This window comes from Collinsella sp. An271 (assembly GCF_002159695.1).
GTDB classification, from domain to species: Bacteria; Actinomycetota; Coriobacteriia; order Coriobacteriales; family Coriobacteriaceae; genus Collinsella; species Collinsella ihumii.
Genome location: NZ_NFJE01000006.1, coordinates 136,480 through 154,636, shown reverse-complemented (window position 1 = coordinate 154,636; position 18,157 = coordinate 136,480). Strand labels below are relative to the sequence as shown.

Here is an 18,157-nt window from a genome sequence, read left to right as displayed (position 1 = left end):
GGCAGCAAGCCATCCAAGAAAAGGAGATCGAAATGTCCATCAACCGCGTCAACCTCACCGGCAACCTGACCCGCAACCCCGAACTGCTCAAGACCGCAGGCGGCACGTCGGTCCTCGAAATCGGCATCGCCGTCAACGATCGTCGTCACAACGCCCAGACAGGCGAATGGGAAGACTACCCGAACTTCATCGACGTCAAAGTCTTCGGCCTCCGCGCCGAGGGTCTGGCGAAGATCTTGGCCAAGGGCATGAAGATCGCCCTCGAAGGCAAAATCCGTTGGAGCCAGTGGGAGCACGAAGGCCAGAAGCGCAGCAAGATCGACGTCATCGCCGACGAGATCGAGCTGATGTCCCGCCGCGGCACCGACGCCGTCGCAGACGAGGCGCCTATCGACAATCCGCTGGCACCCGAGGACATCCCGTTCTAAGCCCCGCATCGAAGGGGCTGTATCAGAAGTCGATTCTGGCACGGCCCCCTTTCTTATGCCCCGAGTCTCCCCAGCCATATCGAGACGAAGCGATATTTGGGCATCTACCTGCGGGTATGGTATAACTGACCCAGCATTACGCCGAGGTCTGGAGGCCCCATGAGCGAGCCGAGGTTCAAACCCTGCATGCAGCGTCAGCCGATGCTGCTCCCGCCCGACGTCTCGGACCTGATCCCCGGGAACTCCATGGTGAGGATCGTCGACGCGATCGTCGACGGGATGGACCGCCGCACCCTCGAGTCCGTCTACCCCGGCGGCGGCGCTCCCGCGTACGACCCCGCCATGACGCTGAAGGTCGTCCTCTACGCCTACGCGTCGGGCGTCTACTCGAGCCGCCGGATAGCCCGGGCCGCCTCCGAGAACATCTGCTTCATGTGGCTGACCGGCATGCGCCCCCTCTCGCACAGCACCGTCAACCGCTTCCGGAGCGAGAGGATCCGCCCCGTCTTCGAGGAGGTCTTCTCCGAGGTCGTCTCCGTCCTGGCCGAGGCCGGGCACATCACGCTCGACACCTGCTTCCTCGACGGGACCAAGATCGAGGCCAACGCCAACAAGTACTCGTTCGTGCGGAAGAAGTCGACGGACCGGTACCAGGTCGCCCTGAGGGAGAGGGCCCACGCCCACCTGAGGGCGGTCGACGAGTGAGCTGTACTCTTTTTCCGGACACGGGGACCTCAGGGGCCCGGTGTAAGCTTTATTCACTTCCGGAAAGAGAGGATGGGGACATGGGGCAGAACCCAGCATCCAAGTACACCCCCGAGTTCAGGCGCGAGACCGCCGACTACGTTATCTCGTCGGGCAGGCCGATCACCGAGTGCTGCCGGGAGCTCGGCCTCAACTCCAAGACCGTGAACAAGTGGGTCGTCGAGCGCAGGCGCGAGCTCGCCGGGGAGCCCGGCCCGAAGGCCCCGGACCCCGAGCTGAGAAGGCTGCAGAAGCGGGTGCGCGAGCTCGAGATGGAGAACGAGTTCCTGAAAAAAGCGGCTGCCTTCTTCGCCCGGACGCAGGGGTAGCCGAGCGCTACCTGCTGATGGAGGCGGAGAGGGCGAGCTTCCCGGTCAAGATGATGGCCCGGCTGCTCGGGGTGAGCCGGTCGGGCTTCTACGAGTGGCTGAAGAGGACCGTGCCGCCCGACCCGTGGTCCGCCGGGCGCGAGGCCGTGGAGCGCGCCTGGCTGCGCTCGAGGGGCCGCTTCGGGGCCCGGCTCGTGAGGGCGGAGCTCATGCGGGAGGGCGTCCGCCTCACGCTCTACCGCGTGCGGAAGATCATGTCGGAGCTGGGCATACGCGGCGTGGTGAAAAACGCCCGCAAGGCCACCACCGTGGCCGACCCGGGCGCGCCCGCCAGGCCGGACCTGGTCAGACGCAATTTCCGCCCGGCCGTGCCGACGACCGTGCTCGTCGGCGACATCACCTACCTCAGGACCGGCGAGGGGTGGCTCTACCTGGCCGTAGTCATCGACCTGTGCACCCGCATGGTGGTCGGCTGGTCGATGTCCGAGCGCATGACGGCCGACCTGGTGGTGTCGGCGCTCGACATGGCCAAGGGGGCCGGCTACGTTGCCGGCGGGGCCATATTCCACAGCGACCGCGGCTCCCAGTACACCAGCCGCCTGCTCGCCGACTGGGCCCGCGCCAGCGATGTGAGGCTCTCAGTGGGCCGCACGGGCAGCTGCCACGACAACGCCGTGGCCGAGTCCTTCTTCGCCACGCTCAAGAACGAGATGTACTCGCTGCGCGGCTGGGCGACGCGCGCCGAGGCCCGCGCGGCGGTGTACGGGTTCATCGAGGGCTACTACAACCGCTCCAGGCCCCACTCCTCGATCGGATACGAGGTGCCGGCCGAGCGGATGGCGGCCTTCATGGCCCGGTGCGACGCCGCCTTCGCCGAGCCCGAGGAATCCCTTGAGCCGCTGCCGCTCGCCGCGTGATTCCCGCCGTTCCCGTGTCCGAAATCTTGAAACAGATCAGAGCTCGAGGAAGAGGAGGAGCGCCTCGCCCCGGCGGAGCCCGAAGAGGTCGACAGCGCCGCGATCGCCGAGGCCGCGCGCAGGATCGACGAGCGCCTCGCGGCGAAGAGGGAGAGGGGCGAGGGCGGGGGCGAGGCGGCCCGCGCGCTCAAGCGGGCCTCGCGCGCCATCGAGAAGGACTACCTCCCGCGCATGGAGAGGCACGAGGGGCAGCAGGCCACCTTCGATGGCAGGGGCAGCTTCTCGAAGACGGACCCGGACGCCACGTTCATGCGCATGAAGGACGACCACATGGGCAACGGCCAGCTGAAGGCGGCGCACAACGTCCAGGCCGGCACGGAGAACCAGTTCGTCGTGGACACCACGGTCCACCGGCGCCCCGGCGACACCGCCTGCGCCATACCCCACCTCGAGCACGTCAAGGCGAGGGGCTGGGCGCGCTCCCGGGCAGCATCGTCACCGACGCGGGCTACGGGAGCGAGGAGAACTACTCCTATCTCGAGGCCGAGGGCGTCGAGGCGTTCGTGAAGCACAGCGAGTTCTACGGGGAGCGCAGGAACAGGGCCTGGCGCGAGGACGAGATGCGGCCGGCCAACTGGGAGTACGACGAGGAGGCCGACTCGTACACGTGCCCCGAGGGCAGGGCGCTGCCGTTCACCGGCACCCGCAGGAAGCGGTCCGAGCTGGGTTTCGAGAGCGTGGCGAGGCTGTACACGTGCGGGGACTGCGGGGGCTGCCCGCGGCGGGGAGACTGCATGAGGTCGAAGGACCCCGAGGCGCGCAGGCAGGTCGCCGCGAACCCGAGGCTGGCCGAGTACAGGCGGCGGGCCAGCGCCCTGCTCCACACGGAGAGGGGCTCGGCGCTCAGGAAGAGGCGGGGCGTGGACGTGGAGACCGCGTTCGGCGACATCAAGAGGAACCTGGGGTTCACCAGGTTCACGCTGAGGGGGCTCGAGAAGGTCGAGCTCGAGTGGAGGCTGGTCGCGACGGGCCACAACATACGGAAGATGTTCCTCGCCCGGACGGGGGCGGAGGCGGGGGCGTAGGCCCTCGGCCGCCTCCTTCTCGCCCCGGGTCACCGAACATTCTGAACGGGGGGCAAACGAAGAGGGGCCGTACCAGAATCGACTTCTGATACAGCCCTGTTGGCGTCTAGATGGTCGGGAACTCCCTGTGCCTTGGCCCGTCCAAAAGCATGCGGCACCACCAGTCGCGATCCTTGTATCCGCTCTCTCCCAGCATGTCGAGAAGGCGCGTCTGCTCCACCTCCCCGAGGGCCGCGAAGCTCTCCCTCATGTCGTCCTCCATGGCGACCTTGCTTCTGATCATGTCTCCCAGAATCTCCTTGAGCTCGTCGAGCGTGAAGCTCTCGGGGGAGATCTCCACGAGGTCCGCCCGGAAGTGCGCGAAGTCCTCGAGTTCTATCATTTCCTTAAGTTCCGTCTCGTTCAGCATGGGCTTCTCCGTTCTACATTCGATGGGTTGTCGCCCTGCCTCCGCGTCTCCTAAGCCCTCTTCCATGGAAGAATTCGTGGAAGAATCGTCCTGAAGGGAGCGTTTCCAAGTGATAGAAAGGGTTCTTCTCGAATCGAGAAAAACCCTTTTCTACCTGCGAAAACGTTGTTATGTGTCAGAACCTGTCGAAAAGTGTTTTATGGGGAAAATCACTCCCACTCGATCGTCGCGGGGGGCTTCGACGTGATGTCGTACGCCACGCGGTTCACGCCGGGAACCTCGGCCACGATGCGGCTCGAGATCTTGCCGAGCACCTCGTAGGGCAGCTTCGCCCAGTCTGCGGTCATGGCGTCGCTCGACTCGACGGCGCGGATGATGACCGGGCGCTGGTAGGTGCGCTCATCGCCCATGACGCCCACGCTCTTGATGTCGGGCAGGACCGCGAAGTACTGCCAGCAGCTGTGCTCGGAGTTGCGCTCGCCGGTCGCCTCGAACAGGCGCGCGTTGTAGGCGTCCAGCTCCTCGCGCACGATGGCGTCGGCGTTCTTCAGGATCTCGAGCTTCTCGGGGCTCACCGCGCCGATGATGCGGATGGCGAGACCGGGACCCGGGAACGGCTGGCGGTACACGATGTGCTCGGGCAGGCCGAGCGCCAGACCCAGCTCGCGCACCTCGTCCTTAAAGAAGTGGTCGAGCGGCTCGATGAGGTCGAAGTGCACGCCCTCGGGGAACGGGATCAGGTTGTGGTGGCTCTTGATGGTCGAGGCCTTGCCGCCGGTCTTGCGCGCGCCGGACTCGATGATGTCGGGGTAGATGGTGCCCTGGGCCAGGTACTTCACGCCGTCGAGCTGCTGGGCCACGGCGAAGAACTCCTTCCAGAACTGCGTGCCGATGATGCGGCGCTTCTCCTCCGGCTCGGTCACGCCGTCGAGCAGCGCGGCATAGCGGTCCTCGGCGTGCACGTGGATGAAGTCCACGTCGAACTGCTTGGTGAACACCTCTTCGACCTGCTCGGGCTCGCCCTTGCGCAGAAGGCCGTGGTTGATGAACACGCAGGTCATCTGGCGGCCGATGGCACGCGCGCCGAGCGCGGCCACGACCGACGAGTCCACGCCGCCGGACAGCGCCAGGATCACGCGGTCGTCGCCGACCTTCTCGCGGATCTCGCGGCTCATGGTCTCGACGAGGTTGTCCATGGTCCACGTCGGCTCGATGCCGCAGATGTTGAACAGGAAATTCGACAGGATCTGCTGGCCGTACTCGGTGTGGCGCACCTCGGGATGGAACTGGGTGGAATACAGCTTGCGCTCCGGGCACTCCATGGAGGCGACGGGGCACACATCGGTAGAGGAGGTGACCACGAAGCCCTCGGGGGCGCGGCTCACGGAATCGCGATGGCTCATCCAGACCGTCTGCTCGATCGGCGTCGCGTTGAAAAGCGCGCTCTCGCGGTCGCGCTCGATCGTGGCGGGGCCGTACTCGCCGATATCGGAATGGGAGACCTCGCCGCCGAGCACCGCGGCCATGGTCTGATGGCCGTAGCAGAAACCGAGCACCGGCAGACCGAGATTCAGGACCTCGGGGTCGATAGTGGGCGCGTCCTCGGCGTAAACGGATGCAGGGCCGCCGGACAGGATCAGCGCCGCCGGATTCATGGCGCGAACCTCGTCGGCCGTGATGTCGCACGGAACGATCTCGGAGTACACGTGCAGGTCGCGCACGCGGCGGGCGATAAGCTGGCCGTACTGCGCACCGAAGTCGAATACGAGGACCTTGCTCCCCGTCTGATTGGAAGAAGCCTGAGCCATAGAACTCCCCTTCTGCATGTTTCGCAAGACGACGCCTCGCCGTCCCCTCTCACAAACGTCATCATGATACACACTCGCGACCAGCACATATGACAAAACAGGCCATCTGAAGGAGAACTGCGCAACATCGAAATCCGGCGCAGCGGCAGATCGGACCTAAAGCGGCCGGAAATGCCCATTCTGCTGTATCTAGCACCCTTCTTATCAGGCTGACCGAGCGCGAATCGAGCGAAAAGGCCGTCCCGACGCCGCTTGGGAGCGCCAGCAATCTTTGGCCCGAAGCGGGCGACGGTGAGAAAATGGGTCACAATACTGTCGACGAAACCATCCCGAGCTTGCCACGAGGAAGCGCCCATGAAGAACATCTTGCTCATCGCAACAGGCGGCACCATCGCATCTGCCGAAGACGGCAACGGTCTTTCGCCCTCGCTGACCGGCGAGCAGCTCGCCGAGGCGGTGCCGGAGATCGCCTCGCTCGCGCATATCGGCATCCTCCAGCTCATGAACATCGACAGCACCAACATGCGCCCGCGCGACTGGCTGCGCATCAGCTCCGCCATCGTCGAGGCCTACGACGCATACGACGGATTCGTCGTGCTGCACGGCACCGACACCATGGCATATACCGCAGCCGCGCTGTCCTACCTCATCCAGGACAGCCCCAAGCCGATCGTGCTCACCGGCTCGCAGAAGCCCATGTGCGACTCGTTCACCGACGCCAAGCTCAACCTGTACCAAAGCCTGCTGTATGCGACCGATGAGCGCAGCCGCGATGTCGTCATCGTGTTCAACGGGGCGGTCATCGCCGGCACGCGCGGCCGCAAGCAGCGGACCATGAGCTTCAACGCCTTCAAGAGCGTCAACTACCCCTCGATCGCCTACGTGCGCAACGACCGCATCATCCGCAGTGGAGACGCCCTCGCTCGCGCGCAGGGCCTCGCCGCGAGCAATCTGGCGCCCACGACCACGCCGCGCTTCTTCACCACGCTCGACGAACGCGTCTTCGTGCTCAAGCTCACCCCGGGCATCGACCCGTCCATCTTCGGGCTGCTCGAATCCAACTACGACGCGGTCATCCTCGAGACCTTCGGCATCGGCGGCATCCCCGAGTACGAAGGCGCGACATCGGGCTCCCCTTCGTTCAGGCAGGCCATCTTCGACTGGGTCGATTCGGGGCGCACGGCGGTCGTGACCACGCAGGTCCCCGAGGAGGGGCTCGATCTTGGGGTCTACGAGGTCGGGCGCGCATACGCCGACCATCCCGGCATCCTCAAGGGCGACGACATGACCACCGAGGCGCTCGTCGCCAAGACGATGTGGGCGCGCGGCCAGTCCTCCGACCCCGACGAGATCAAAAGGCTCTTCTATCGTCCGGTCAACTTCGACCGCCTGCCGCCGCTATAGAAAAGCGCGCCGAGAAGGCTCGGCGCGCCCCATGCGGCATGCGTGCATCTCGCTAGGAAGCGCCGATCGGCTGCCCGCGGGCTCAGTGTTTCCGGCATCCACAGAAAACTGCATATTATCACTATAATATGCGCAAAAATGCATAGACCCGCCCACTTCACAGGGAGGCGATTCGGGCGGGGTCGAGTTTGTCACTGTTTTTGAGGCACCTTTGCTCAGCCGGCGGATAACCTTCGATATTTCCGCAGGATTCAACTGGGCAAACTCCGAGGGCTGCGGCACCTATGGAAAAACGGCATCGAAAAACAGTGACAAACTCGCATGCACGTTTTTGCACGGCCCGACGAAGGACCGGTCGAAGACGATCCGCTCCCGCGCGACCCTGCCACAGGGCCCCGCATCCGCCCGGCACGGGGCCGACCGGAGCGGAATGAATTGATCGGTGTTTCCCTAGAACACCAAGGGGTTCGTCCCCGACAAGGTGACGTAGAGCAGGTAGAAATTGGCCACGTTGATGACCGCGGTCGTGATCACGCCGCTACGCAGGAAGCGCTCGGCCGTGCTCACCGCCATGATCATGGAATCCTTGGCGTGCTCGGCCGCCTTGCGCATCGTCTGCACGTAGATGCCGAACCCGAACGCGATGGCCATCACCGGCGGAATCAGCATCTCGTAGCGGCTGCCCCAGCGAATCACCTCGCCCGCGGAATCCCAGCGCATGGGCACCTGGTCGGGCAGGCCGGGAATGACCGCGAGCGCGATCACGGTCGGTACGAGCGCCAAGACGATCGTGGCGACACCCAGGTATCCGGCCTTCTTGCCGTACTTGAACATAGAGAACTTGGACATGAGAGCTCCTCGCGAAAACGGGATGACACCGCAGCCGAGCGCGCGGGCGCGACAGGGCGCGCGCTACACGTTGAAGCGGAAATGCACCACGTCGCCGTCGGCCATGACGTACTCCTTGCCTTCCATGCGCAGCTTGCCGGCCGCCTTGGCGCCCTGCTCGCCGCCGAGCTCGATGTAGTCGTCGTAGGAGATGACCTCGGCCTTGATGAAACCGCGCTCGAAGTCGGAGTGGATCACGCCGGCGGCCTGGGGCGCGGTGGCGCCGATGCGCACCGTCCACGCCTTGACCTCCATCTCGCCCGCCGTGAAGAACGACTGCAGGCCGAGCAGCTTGTAGGCCGCCTGCGCGAGCACCTCCAGACCCGGGCGCTCGAGTCCGAGCGTCTCCAGGTACTCGGCCGCCTCCTCGGGATCGAGCTCGGACAGCTCGGCCTCGACCTTGGCGCAGATGGGAATGGGCGTGACACCGTCGATGGGATCGAGCTCCTCACCGAGCATGTCCTCGTCGACGTTGGCCACATACAGGATCGGCTTCATGGTGAGCAGGAACAGACCCTTGGCGGCAGCGCGCTCCTCGTCGGTCATGTCCAGCGTCGCGGCGCGGTTGCCCTCGTTCAGCCACTCGACCAGGCGCTTGGCCACGTCCAGCTTCGGCATGAGGTCGTGGTCGCGCTTGGCCTCCTTCTCCAGCTTGGGAAGCTGCTTGTCGAGCGTCTGGATGTCGGCGAGGATGAGCTCGGTCATGATGGTGTCGGCGTCACCCGCCGGATCGACGAAGTCACCGGTACGGCCGACCTCGCGCATGACGTTGGGATCCTTGAAGTAGCGCACAACCTCGCAGATGGCATCGGTCTCGCGGATGTTGGCCAAAAACTGGTTGCCGAGGCCCTCGCCCTCGTTGGCGCCCTTCACCAGGCCGGCGATGTCGACGAACTCGACCGTCGCGGGGACGATGCGGCCGGGGTGCACGATATCGGCGAGCTTCTGGAGACGGTCGTCGGGCACGTCCACGATGCCGACGTTGGGGTCGATGGTGGCGAACGGATAGTTGGCGGCCAGACCGCCCTTCTTGGTCAGCGCGGTGAACAGCGTCGACTTGCCGACGTTGGGCAGACCGACGATTCCGATAGACAGGGCCACGGTGTACCTTCTCTCAAACGAAAGCGCCCCGCCGGCAAGCAGCAGGGCGCCTGAACCTTCCGGAGTATCATACTAGCGCAACGTCGCACGGTACAAGGGCGCAGCGGTCAAGTCCCCATCCATGCGCGACACGGGCGCGCTGGGTCAGTCGGCCATCTTCTCCACCGAGTCGAGGACCTTGGTTAGGGTCTTCTTGGCCTGAGCCTTGGTCTTCTCGACCTCGGCATGGGTCTTGGCCGCCTCCGCCGCGCGGCGCTCGGACTCGGGATCGGGAACGACCAGATCGCTCGCATCATGCTGCACCATCGTAAGCGCGTGCTCCTCGCACACCTCCGCGCACAGCCCGCAGCCGACGCAAAACGTCGGCTCGACGGTGAAGCGGCCGGCGCCGACCAGGTCGGTCGCGTGCGTGGGGCAGATGCGCACGCACTCGCCGCACAGCGTGCACTTGGAGAAATCGCACTCGGGCGTGCTCACCTGGATGTTCTGGGCGAGCTCGGGATGCTCCTGCAGGGTGGACAGCACGAGCTGGCGCCCCTGCGTCAGCACGCGGCGACGCTTGGCGGTCGTGGTGCCGCAGGCCTCCTTGAGTGCCTTTTCGAGCGCGGAGATCTTTTTCGTATGGTCGCGCAGGCGCTGCGCCACCGATGTCACGGCGGCCGTGGCGGGATTCAGCTTGCTCACCGCGAGGCCCGTGGTCTTCATGATGTTGTCCATGAACTCCTTGCGCTCATACTCGCGACGCTTCTCGCACTTGAGGCGCTTGGGATCGACCTCCAGCCCGAGGCCTGTGCCCGCCCACTCCTCGGCGGTGGCGATGGCGTCGCCCAAGATCTCCTCACCCGTCGTGTTCTTGCAGTTCGTGCAGATGTCGAGCGGCAGGTACACGCTCACGTTGGGATAGTCAGCCATGATCGAGAACCACACCTCGGGCTTGACGTCCCCGATGCAGGCGACGACCACCTCATTCTCACGCGGGACGCGGCGCAGGGCGCGCGTGCACGTCACGTACGCCGTCTTGTAGGCGGCCGCGGCGCCGGCGATGGCGTCGTACAGGCGCTTGGGCTGCAGGCGCTTCGCGGAGATGGCCTCTGTGGGGCACACCGACGTGCACAGGCCGCATTTGCGGCACATGTCCTTGATGTCGATGCTGAACTCCTCGATATCGATCGCCTTCACCGGGCACGCGTCGATGCACGCGCGGCAGCTGCTCTTCTCGTAATTGCACAGCAGGCACGGGATCGAGTTGCCGCGCGGCTTCTCCTTGTAATCGGCAGGGTTCCACTGGGGTGCCTCCTGCTCCCCCGTCCCCATGATGGCGTCAGTGACGCCGCCGAGCGGATTTTTCAGGGCGCTGATGCCCTTGCTGATATCGATAATGTCATCGAACAGATCGTGCTGCTCTGCCATGCGAATCTCCCCTGTGCTCTGCAGATGGGCCCTCGGGCCACAGTACACAATTGCCTCATTGTACCGTGCCCGACGGCCTTGCGACCGATAAGGGAACAACTCCATGTCGAAGATGCCCCGCGAGGCAGACGCGGCATACGCGAGGGGCGCCCCGCTCGCTCGTCTCGAACGGGGCGCTCCTGAACGGAAGGCCATCGCTATCGCGGCACCTAATCCACCGGGCCGCGATAGAACCTGCCGAAGAAGTCCTCCGAGCGGAACACGTTGATCACCGCGTGGTCGTCATGCGCCCGCACGAGCGCGACGATCTCGCCCACCTCGTAGGACGACACGACCGTCTCGATGATCCAATACGTCTTGCGGCTGTAGCCTCCGATCACCTCGAAGCACGAGGAGCCGTGGCGGAACTTCTCCGTGTACGCCTCGAGAACCTCGTCGGGCTTCTTGGTGGTGATGCGCAGGGTCATGCGGTCGTAACGGTGGTAGAACGTCTCGATGGTCTTGGTCGAGATGAACTGGAAGATGATCGAGAACGCCGCCGAGGTCCAGCCGAACAGGTATCCGAAGATGAGCAGCATGACGCAGTTGCCCGCAAAGATGAATCCCCAGATGGACTTGCCCGTCTTGTTGGACACCATGAGCGAGATGAAGTCGGTGCCCGCCGTGGACGCGCCGCCGCGCAGGGCGATCGCGATGGCGAGGCCGTAGATAAAGCCGCCGAACACCACGAGCAGGACCGGCTCGCGCAGCATGGGGTCGAAGTCCATGAAGCGCAGAAGCGTCGAGGACAGGAATACCTGGATCATCGAGAAGACGACGAAGCGCTTGCTGATGCTTTTCCAGCACAGGATGGCGACGGGGATGTTGAAGACGATCATGCCGACCGACGTGGGGAAGCTGAACCCGAACATCGAGGTGATGCGGTCGACCAGGATCGCCAGGCCCGTGAAGCCGCTTGAAAGCAGGCCGGCCGGCTGCACGAACACCTGGATGGCATAGGCCTGCAGAAACGCGGAGACGATCACGGAGCACAGCGTGATGACGCGGCGGACGATCGCGCGGCGCCTCAGGCTCTTCAGGCGCTCGAGCTCCTTTTTGGCGTCCACGACAACGGGGGCGTTCCCGATGCGCTTTTTGCCCTGGCGCATCTCGCGCTCGTGAGCGCGGTCCTTGATGCGCGCGCGGGCGTCCGCATCGCGCACGTAGGTGCCGCCGTCGGACCTATCCCAATCCTCAGCCATCTCTACCCTCCGGCAAGACAAGACAAAGCTGGTCACTTCCGCCGCACCATGATAGCCGAAAGCCCCCGGCAGGCACCGGAAGACCGCCGACCGACCCCTATTTCCGCCAAGCGGCGCATGGCCGAGCCGCCTGAATGGGTCATTTGGGGACGGGTTCGTTCCAACCCAGCCTCCAAGAGCGCCGTCACGGGCCCGAACGCGAAAAGGCTCCGGGAGGATTCCCGGAGCCTTTTCGATCGATATGCTCGAGCCTATTTCGGCTTAGTACATACCGCCGCCCTGCGCGTTGGCGGTAGCGGCAGCGATAGCATCCTCAAGCTGCGTGTTCTTCGGCACGTCGGTGACGGTGGCCTCGGTGATGAGGATCAGGCTGGCGACAGAGGCGGCGTTCTGCAGGGTGGTGCGGGTGACCTTGACGGGGTCGAGCACGCCCATCTCGATCATGTTGCCCCACTCGCCGCTCGCGGAGTTCAGGCCCTCGCCCGCAGGCAGAGAAGCGACCTTGTCGACGACGACAGCGCCCTCGTAGCCGGCGTTCTTGGCGATGGTGGCGACAGGAGCGGTCAGCGCCTTCTTGATGATGTCGATGCCGATCTGCTCCTCGGGGTCGGAGATCTCGATGCCCTCGAGCGCCGGGATGGCGTCCATGAAGGCCACGCCGCCGCCGGCGACGATGCCCTCCTCGACAGCAGCGCGGGTCGCCTGCAGGGCGTCCTCGACGCGGTGCTTGATCTCCTTGAGCTCGGTCTCGGTGGCAGCACCGACCTTGATGACGGCGACGCCGCCGGAGAGCTTGGCCAGACGCTCCTGGAGCTTCTCGCGGTCGAACTCGGAGTCGGTGTGCTCCAGCTCGCCCTTGATCTGGGCGACGCGGTTGGCGATGGCCTCCTTGGTGCCGGCGCCACCGACGATGGTGGTGTTGTCCTTGGAGACGGTGACGGACTTGGCGGTACCGAGCATGTCGGCGGTGATGTCGGCGATCTTGATGCCGAGCTCGTCGAGCGCGGCCTGGCCGCCGGTCAGGCAGGCGATGTCCTCGAGCATGCGCTTACGACGGTCGCCGTAGCCGGGGGCCTTGACGGCGCAGACGTTGAGGGCGCCGCGGATCTTGTTGAGCACGAGGGTCGGCAGGGCCTCGCCGTCGATGTCCTCGGCGATGATCAGCAGGCTCTTGCCGGCGCGGGAGACGGCCTCGAGCACGGGCATGATGTCCTGGACGTTGGAGATCTTCTGATCGGTGATGAGGATGTAGGGATCCTTGAGGCTGGCCTCCATGCGATCGTTGTCGGTCACGAAGTACGCGGAGACGTAGCCCTTGTCGAACTGCATGCCCTCGACGGTGTCGATGGTGATGTCGAAGGTCTGGCCGTCCTCGACGGTGATGACGCCGTCCTTGCCCACGACGTCCATGGCGTCGGAGATCTTGGCGCCGACCTCGGGGTCGCCGGCGGAGATGGTGCCGACAGACGCGATCTGCTCCTTGGTCTCGACCGGCTGGGCCTGCTTCTTCATCTCGGCGACGACGGCGTTGACGGCCTTGTCGATGCCGCGACGGATGGCCAGCGGGTTTGCGCCGGCGGCGACGTTGCGCAGACCGTCGTTCACGATGGCCTGGGCGAGCAGGGTCGCGGTGGTGGTGCCGTCACCCACGGTGTCGTTGGTCTTGGTGGCGACCTCCTTCACCAGCTGGGCGCCCATGTTCTCGATGTTGTCCTCGAGCTCGATCTCCTTGGCGACGGAAACGCCGTCGTTGGTGATGGTCGGAGCGCCGTAGGAGCGCTGCAGGGCGACGTAGCGGCCCTTGGGGCCCATGGTGACGGTGACGGCGTCAGCCAGCGTGTTGACACCCTTGGCGAGCTTGGCGCGCGCGGTGGTGTCGAACGTAATATTCTTAGCCATGTTCTATTCCTCCAAGTGATGATTCAAATGAGAAAGCGAATGCGACTTGTGCTACTCGACCACAGCGTAGATGTCGTCGGCACGCATGAGGAGGTAGTCCTCGCCGTCGACCTTGATCTCGTTGCCGCCGAACTTGCCGTAGATGACCTTGTCGCCGACCTTGACGTCCATCGGCACGCGCTCGCCCTTGTCGTTGAGCTTGCCGGCGCCCACGGCGATGATCTCGCCGCGCTGCGGCTTCTCCTGCGCGTTGCTTGCGATGTACAGACCAGAGGCGGTCTTCTGCTCAGCTGCATCCGGCTTGATAAGAACGCGGTCTCCAAGCGGCTTCAGGCTCATGCTGATTCCTCCTTAGTGCGCTGGCGAGCTCTTTTTGCCCAGCTCGTACCAGCCTTGCCTTACGTACGCCATGAATAATACCCACCTGACCCGACTTATACAACGCAAAGTCAAAAAATCTTAAGTATCGGCACTTAGATTTCTTCAGTGCTCAAACATGCGGTTGCATAATCACGGCCTTTCGCCGCGTTCGGCATATACTGGTGCCAACCCGCACCCACGGAAGGATCGAAGCATGGAAACGCACGCCGCGCATACGCCCGAGCAGATCACGAGCACCATCCAAAGCCTTGCCGCCCAGATCGAGCCCTATGTCATCGAGCAGAGGCGGTATTTCCACGCCCACCCCGAGCTCAGCCTGCAGGAGTTCCAGACCACCGAGGCAATCGCCCGCGAGCTCGACGCCATGGGCATCCCCTACACCCGTCCGCTCGATACGGGGCTCGTGGCGACCCTTGCGGGCACGGCGCCCGACGCCTACGCGGCAGACGGCACCCCGCGCCGGCGCATCCTGCTGCGCGCCGACATCGACGCCCTGCCCGTCACCGAGCGCACCGGAGAGGAGTTCGCGAGCGTGAACGACGGCGTCATGCATGCCTGCGGCCACGACTGCCACATCGCGATGATGCTCGGCGCTCTGCGCATCCTGAGCGCCATGACCGACGACATCCACGGCGAGATCCGTATCGTCTTCCAGCCGTCGGAGGAAAACGGCTCCGGCGCCAAGTTGATGATCGGGGCGGGCGCCTGCGACGGGGTGGACGGTGCCTTCGCCATGCATATCTGGAGCGAGGTCGACGCGGGCACCATCAGCTGCGAGCCGGGCCCGCGCATGGCGAACACCGACTGGTTCCGCATCGACATCGAGGGCACGTCGTGCCACGGCGCCATGCCCCAGCGCGGAGCCGACGCCATCATCGCCGCGGCGGAAATCGTGAACGCGCTCCAGACGATCGTCAGCCGCGACCTCAACCCCTACGAGCCGGCGGTGGTCACCATCGGGGAGATCCACGGTGGCACGGCGCGCAACGTCATCGCCGGGTCCGCATACCTGACGGGCACGGTGCGCACCTACAGCGACGCCGCCCATGACCTCATGCCCGGCCTGATCGAGCGCATCTGCACGCACACGGCGATGGCGCTCGGCGCCGAGGCGAGGCTCACCGACTACACCATCGCCAACTACAAGGTCGAAAACGACGACGAGGCGAGCGCGCGGTGCCGCGAGGCCGTGACCAAGGTGCTCGGCCGGGCGGGCATCGGATCGTATCGCGGAACGCTCTCGGGCGAGGACTTCTCCGAGTACCTGCGCCGCGTGCCCGGCGTGCTCGCGTTCGTGGGAACCCGCAACCCCCAGATTGGCGCCACGTGGGCGCAGCATTCCTGCTATTACAAGGTCGACGAATCGGTCCTGGTGCAAGGCAGCATGCTCGCCGCGCAATACGCCCTCGACTTCCTCGCGGAATAGCCGGCAGGGCGCCCGAAGCGGCGCCCTGCCCAGGATGCAAAGAACCGCGCCGAGCGCCCGGCGGACCGATATCCATCCCCCTCATCCCAGCCAGCGCGGGGAAGACAGGAAGACGACATCCGCCTCCATCCCGGACGGCGGCACCTCGGAAAAGAGCAGGCCGGCGTCGCAGGGGTCGGCCAGGCGCACGAGCCAGACCGCCAAAAACGCGCACGCGATCAAAGCAAGAAGCGCCACGCAGGCGCGCCATGCTGCCCGCAGCAACGCATGCCGAGCGCACCGGGCGCCCCCGGTCGCGACGAGCATCGAGGACAGCGCGCCTTGCGCCGCCGCCAGAAGGCCCGCGATCGGAACCATCCAGAACAGCGGATGGTATGCGAGCGCGCAAGCGACGTCACCGCTCAGAAACGCGAGGTATGCCCTCGTCATGCCGCAGCCCGGGCAGGGGACGCCCGTCGCGAAGCGAAAGACGCAGCCGATGCCGGAGACCGTCAACGCGCCCACGGCCAGAACGGCCGCCCCGCACGCGGAAAGGGCCCGGCGGCACGCATCCGCGCCGCCGGGCCCGCGCATGTCGGCCAACCGTCTGACAACGCCCATCATGATTGATAGACGACGCCCGCCCGCGCGTTATACGCGGCGGCGAGCGCATTCGCGTTCTTCACGATGATGCTCATCGCGACGATGGGCCCCGCGCAGCACAGCAGGCATCCGGCGTAGTTCCACACCAGCAGGGTCGTCCCGTTCTCCTTGAACGAAAGGCCGTAGCGCGGGGCGTTTCTCTGCAGGCGGTTGCCGATCTTGTAGTACCACCAGGCCGTATACAGGCCGCCGGTCAAAAGCGACAGGACGATGAACACGGCCATGCCCGGCGTCTCCTCGCGATCACCTCCGCACGTGATATTGGTGTCCTCGGCGATCTCGTGGAGTGCGATGTACCAGTAGACGCCGCACGTCACGATATTGAGCAGCAGGACCATCAGGGTGCTGCGTCTATCGTTCAGGGCCCGAGCGCTACCCATGGGTGCGGGAGGCGCGAACCCTCCCGAGGCAGCATATCCTTCCGCACCCCCGGAAAACGGAGCTCCCCCATAGCCTTGCTGCTGATACCCCTGCTGGTAGGACGGCTGCTGGTAGGACTGTGCGTACGCTTGCCCCGCCTCCCCCTGGTACGGCGCGATGTCCGTCGCGCCCGCCTGGGCCTGCGGGGTGGTCGCCGGCATGCCGCACACCGGGCAGTACGCGGAATCTTCAGGTACGGGGGAGCCGCAATTCGGACAGATCATGAGCGTTTCCTTTCCACGTGGTTCAGATTCTCAGCGTCGTGGCGAACCGATGCGCGAAGGGCAGCACGCAGTCATGCTCGGTCTCGTCCTTCCACGACGGGGCGAAACGCTGCGCCCAGTACCCGACGGCCCGGTATCGGACGATCGAGCCGCACGAGACGCAAAACGCCGCGAGGCCGACGAGTGCCGCCAAGACGACGTTGGCGCCAAAGCCGCCGATGGGGTCGAACAGGCCCGTCCCCACCATGCCGAACGGAAGCACGTCGAGGGCATCCGATACGAGCGACAACGCCAGGTTGCCCACCATGACCGCCGCGATGGCGGCCAGACCGGGGACCACGGACGCGCAGAACAGCTTCCCCGGCTCCTTGCGGAAGACGGCGAGCACCCCCGCGAGCGAGAACGCGGATTCGAGCCTTCCGGTCACCACCAGATGCATCGTCATCGCGTCGGTGAACATGGTGAGCACCACCGCCAAGCCGATGGCGAGGACATGGAGTGCGATCGAGATGACCCCTGCTATCAGCGAAACAACCGTCCCGAGTACCGAGAACCCCACGCCGTAGGAGTCCCAAAGCAACGTCGCCCCCAAGCCGATGCCCAGAAAGCTCAGCGCCCAGGCGATCAGACCGGGGATGGCGCTCACCACCACCGCGACAAGGTGCAGCGCCCCGCCGAAAAAGCCGAGCGACAGCAATGAGGTGCGCGCGACGGGGGCATCGGCGTCAAAGCCGTGCGGCGCGGAGAGCTCGCGCCCCCAGGCCACCCCGTAGCCGCCGCAGCACGAAAGCAAGACGACAGAGCATGCGAGCCCCACCGGGCCGATGACGGTCCCGGCCACCGGCAGCGAAGAAGCGAGAACCGAGGCGGCGGCGACCGCGGTGGGAAACAGCGCGCTCCGAACGATGCGGCGCAGGCGGCAGGCGCCGCCCACCGCGTCGTCGATCGCCTGGGCAAGACAGCCTTTCGCGCGAGAGGCGGGCGCCGCCGCCGAGCAGTTCCACCCGGGCATCGACGTCGCCTGCGCCCCGTATCCGCCGGCGAATGCGGCAGACGGGCCTTGCGGGGATGCGCCTCGATTCCGCCCCGCAGGGCCCGGCGGCGGCACCGTATGCTCGTTACATCCCCCGTTCGCATCAGCCGCGACGTTGCCCGATCCGCACACGGGGCAAAACCTGTTGCCGTCCGCCACGTACGATCCGCATGCGTTGCACCTCATACCGGTCCCCTTTCGTCTCGTCGGTCCCGCATGTAGGTGCTCAGTATATGTTCTGATTATTTAATTTTGTGTACTATTGCTATTTTGCAGCTAATATCGCGTTTCTTAACGATATCCGACAAACATCCGACACCCATGCAAGCCGGGGGACGCACCTCCCGCGTGCAAAAATGCACGCGGGA

At 65.2% G+C, this 18,157-nt stretch carries 18 protein-coding genes and 1 pseudogene; 7 read left to right on the top strand and 12 right to left on the bottom strand.

Annotated elements, in window-relative coordinates; all coding sequences use genetic code 11:
- The first annotated feature begins 32 nt into the window (after positions 1-32).
- The 4 genes and pseudogenes from ssb (at position 33) to B5F74_RS07145 (ending at position 2,418) form a co-directional block, all read left to right on the top strand.
- Positions 33-428, top strand: coding sequence for a single-stranded DNA-binding protein (gene ssb, locus B5F74_RS07160; protein ID WP_087201196.1), 396 nt, complete (start codon positions 33-35; stop codon positions 426-428).
- A 159-nt stretch (positions 429-587) separates the two neighbouring features.
- A complete protein-coding gene (locus B5F74_RS07155; RefSeq protein WP_087201194.1) occupies positions 588-1,133 on the top strand; it encodes a transposase in 546 nt (181 codons plus the stop codon).
- An 80-nt stretch (positions 1,134-1,213) separates the two neighbouring features.
- A pseudogene (locus B5F74_RS12650) lies at positions 1,214-1,441 on the top strand (transposase); the annotation flags it as partial.
- A complete protein-coding gene (locus B5F74_RS07145; protein WP_158095720.1) occupies positions 1,345-2,418 on the top strand; it encodes an IS3 family transposase in 1,074 nt (357 codons plus the stop codon). The pseudogene B5F74_RS12650 and the gene B5F74_RS07145, both read left to right, overlap by 97 nt.
- A gap of 218 nt (positions 2,419-2,636) precedes the next feature.
- On the opposite strand, the gene B5F74_RS12645 is transcribed toward B5F74_RS07145, so the two are convergent.
- Positions 2,637-2,990 carry a hypothetical protein gene (locus B5F74_RS12645; RefSeq protein WP_239283406.1) on the bottom strand — a complete coding sequence of 118 codons (354 nt, stop codon included), beginning with the start codon at positions 2,988-2,990 and terminating at the stop codon, positions 2,637-2,639.
- On the opposite strand from B5F74_RS12645, the gene B5F74_RS12640 reads away from it, so the two are divergent.
- Positions 2,889-3,503 carry a transposase gene (locus B5F74_RS12640; RefSeq protein WP_239283404.1) on the top strand — a complete coding sequence of 205 codons (615 nt, stop codon included), beginning with the start codon at positions 2,889-2,891 and terminating at the stop codon, positions 3,501-3,503. The two genes, B5F74_RS12645 and B5F74_RS12640, sit on opposite strands and share 102 nt — an antisense overlap.
- 106 nt (positions 3,504-3,609) lie before the next feature.
- On the opposite strand, the gene B5F74_RS07135 is transcribed toward B5F74_RS12640, so the two are convergent.
- A complete protein-coding gene (locus tag B5F74_RS07135) occupies positions 3,610-3,912 on the bottom strand; it encodes a hypothetical protein (RefSeq protein ID WP_087201188.1) in 303 nt (100 codons plus the stop codon).
- Between the two features lie 209 nt (positions 3,913-4,121).
- Positions 4,122-5,720, bottom strand: coding sequence for a glutamine-hydrolyzing GMP synthase (gene guaA / locus B5F74_RS07130; protein WP_066830382.1), 1,599 nt, complete (start codon positions 5,718-5,720; stop codon positions 4,122-4,124).
- A 354-nt stretch (positions 5,721-6,074) separates the two neighbouring features.
- On the opposite strand from guaA, the gene B5F74_RS07125 reads away from it, so the two are divergent.
- The gene (locus tag B5F74_RS07125; protein WP_087201186.1) at positions 6,075-7,124 is read left to right on the top strand and encodes an asparaginase; all 1,050 of its coding nucleotides are present in this window, start codon (positions 6,075-6,077) and stop codon (positions 7,122-7,124) included.
- Positions 7,125-7,574: 450 nt separating this feature from the next.
- On the opposite strand, the gene B5F74_RS07120 is transcribed toward B5F74_RS07125, so the two are convergent.
- From B5F74_RS07120 to groES, 6 genes are all read right to left on the bottom strand, one after another.
- Positions 7,575-7,973, bottom strand: coding sequence for a DUF1648 domain-containing protein (locus tag B5F74_RS07120; RefSeq protein WP_229254176.1), 399 nt, complete (start codon positions 7,971-7,973; stop codon positions 7,575-7,577).
- A gap of 63 nt (positions 7,974-8,036) precedes the next feature.
- On the bottom strand, positions 8,037-9,113 hold the full coding sequence (ychF, locus tag B5F74_RS07115) for a redox-regulated ATPase YchF (RefSeq protein WP_087201184.1): 1,077 nt from the start codon (positions 9,111-9,113) through the stop codon (positions 8,037-8,039).
- Between the two features lie 144 nt (positions 9,114-9,257).
- Positions 9,258-10,523 carry a 4Fe-4S binding protein gene (locus B5F74_RS07110; protein ID WP_087201182.1) on the bottom strand — a complete coding sequence of 422 codons (1,266 nt, stop codon included), beginning with the start codon at positions 10,521-10,523 and terminating at the stop codon, positions 9,258-9,260.
- Between the two features lie 209 nt (positions 10,524-10,732).
- The gene (locus B5F74_RS07105; protein ID WP_239283399.1) at positions 10,733-11,764 is read right to left on the bottom strand and encodes a YitT family protein; all 1,032 of its coding nucleotides are present in this window, start codon (positions 11,762-11,764) and stop codon (positions 10,733-10,735) included.
- Between the two features lie 261 nt (positions 11,765-12,025).
- Positions 12,026-13,663 (bottom strand): chaperonin GroEL, encoded by a 1,638-nt coding sequence (groL, locus tag B5F74_RS07100; RefSeq protein ID WP_066829205.1) that lies wholly within the window; start codon positions 13,661-13,663, stop codon positions 12,026-12,028.
- 51 nt (positions 13,664-13,714) lie between these two features.
- Positions 13,715-14,002, bottom strand: a complete 288-nt coding sequence (groES, locus tag B5F74_RS07095; RefSeq protein ID WP_066829208.1) for a co-chaperone GroES — start codon at positions 14,000-14,002, stop codon at positions 13,715-13,717.
- 235 nt (positions 14,003-14,237) lie between these two features.
- Between groES and B5F74_RS07090 the strand changes: the two genes are divergently transcribed.
- Positions 14,238-15,470: an amidohydrolase gene (locus tag B5F74_RS07090; RefSeq protein WP_087201180.1), complete on the top strand. Its 1,233-nt coding sequence runs from the start codon at positions 14,238-14,240 to the stop codon at positions 15,468-15,470.
- An 81-nt stretch (positions 15,471-15,551) separates the two neighbouring features.
- Here the strand turns inward: B5F74_RS07090 and B5F74_RS07085 are convergent, their stop codons facing one another.
- The 3 genes from B5F74_RS07085 to B5F74_RS07075 are packed head-to-tail and all read right to left on the bottom strand — an operon-like array spanning position 15,552 to position 17,975.
- Positions 15,552-16,043 (bottom strand): DUF2752 domain-containing protein, encoded by a 492-nt coding sequence (locus B5F74_RS07085; RefSeq protein ID WP_087201178.1) that lies wholly within the window; start codon positions 16,041-16,043, stop codon positions 15,552-15,554.
- Between the two features lie 26 nt (positions 16,044-16,069).
- Positions 16,070-16,756 carry a DUF4234 domain-containing protein gene (locus B5F74_RS07080; RefSeq protein WP_087201176.1) on the bottom strand — a complete coding sequence of 229 codons (687 nt, stop codon included), beginning with the start codon at positions 16,754-16,756 and terminating at the stop codon, positions 16,070-16,072.
- A gap of 22 nt (positions 16,757-16,778) precedes the next feature.
- Positions 16,779-17,975, bottom strand: coding sequence for a DUF4013 domain-containing protein (locus B5F74_RS07075; RefSeq protein ID WP_087201175.1), 1,197 nt, complete (start codon positions 17,973-17,975; stop codon positions 16,779-16,781).
- Positions 17,976-18,157 lie beyond the last annotated feature (182 nt).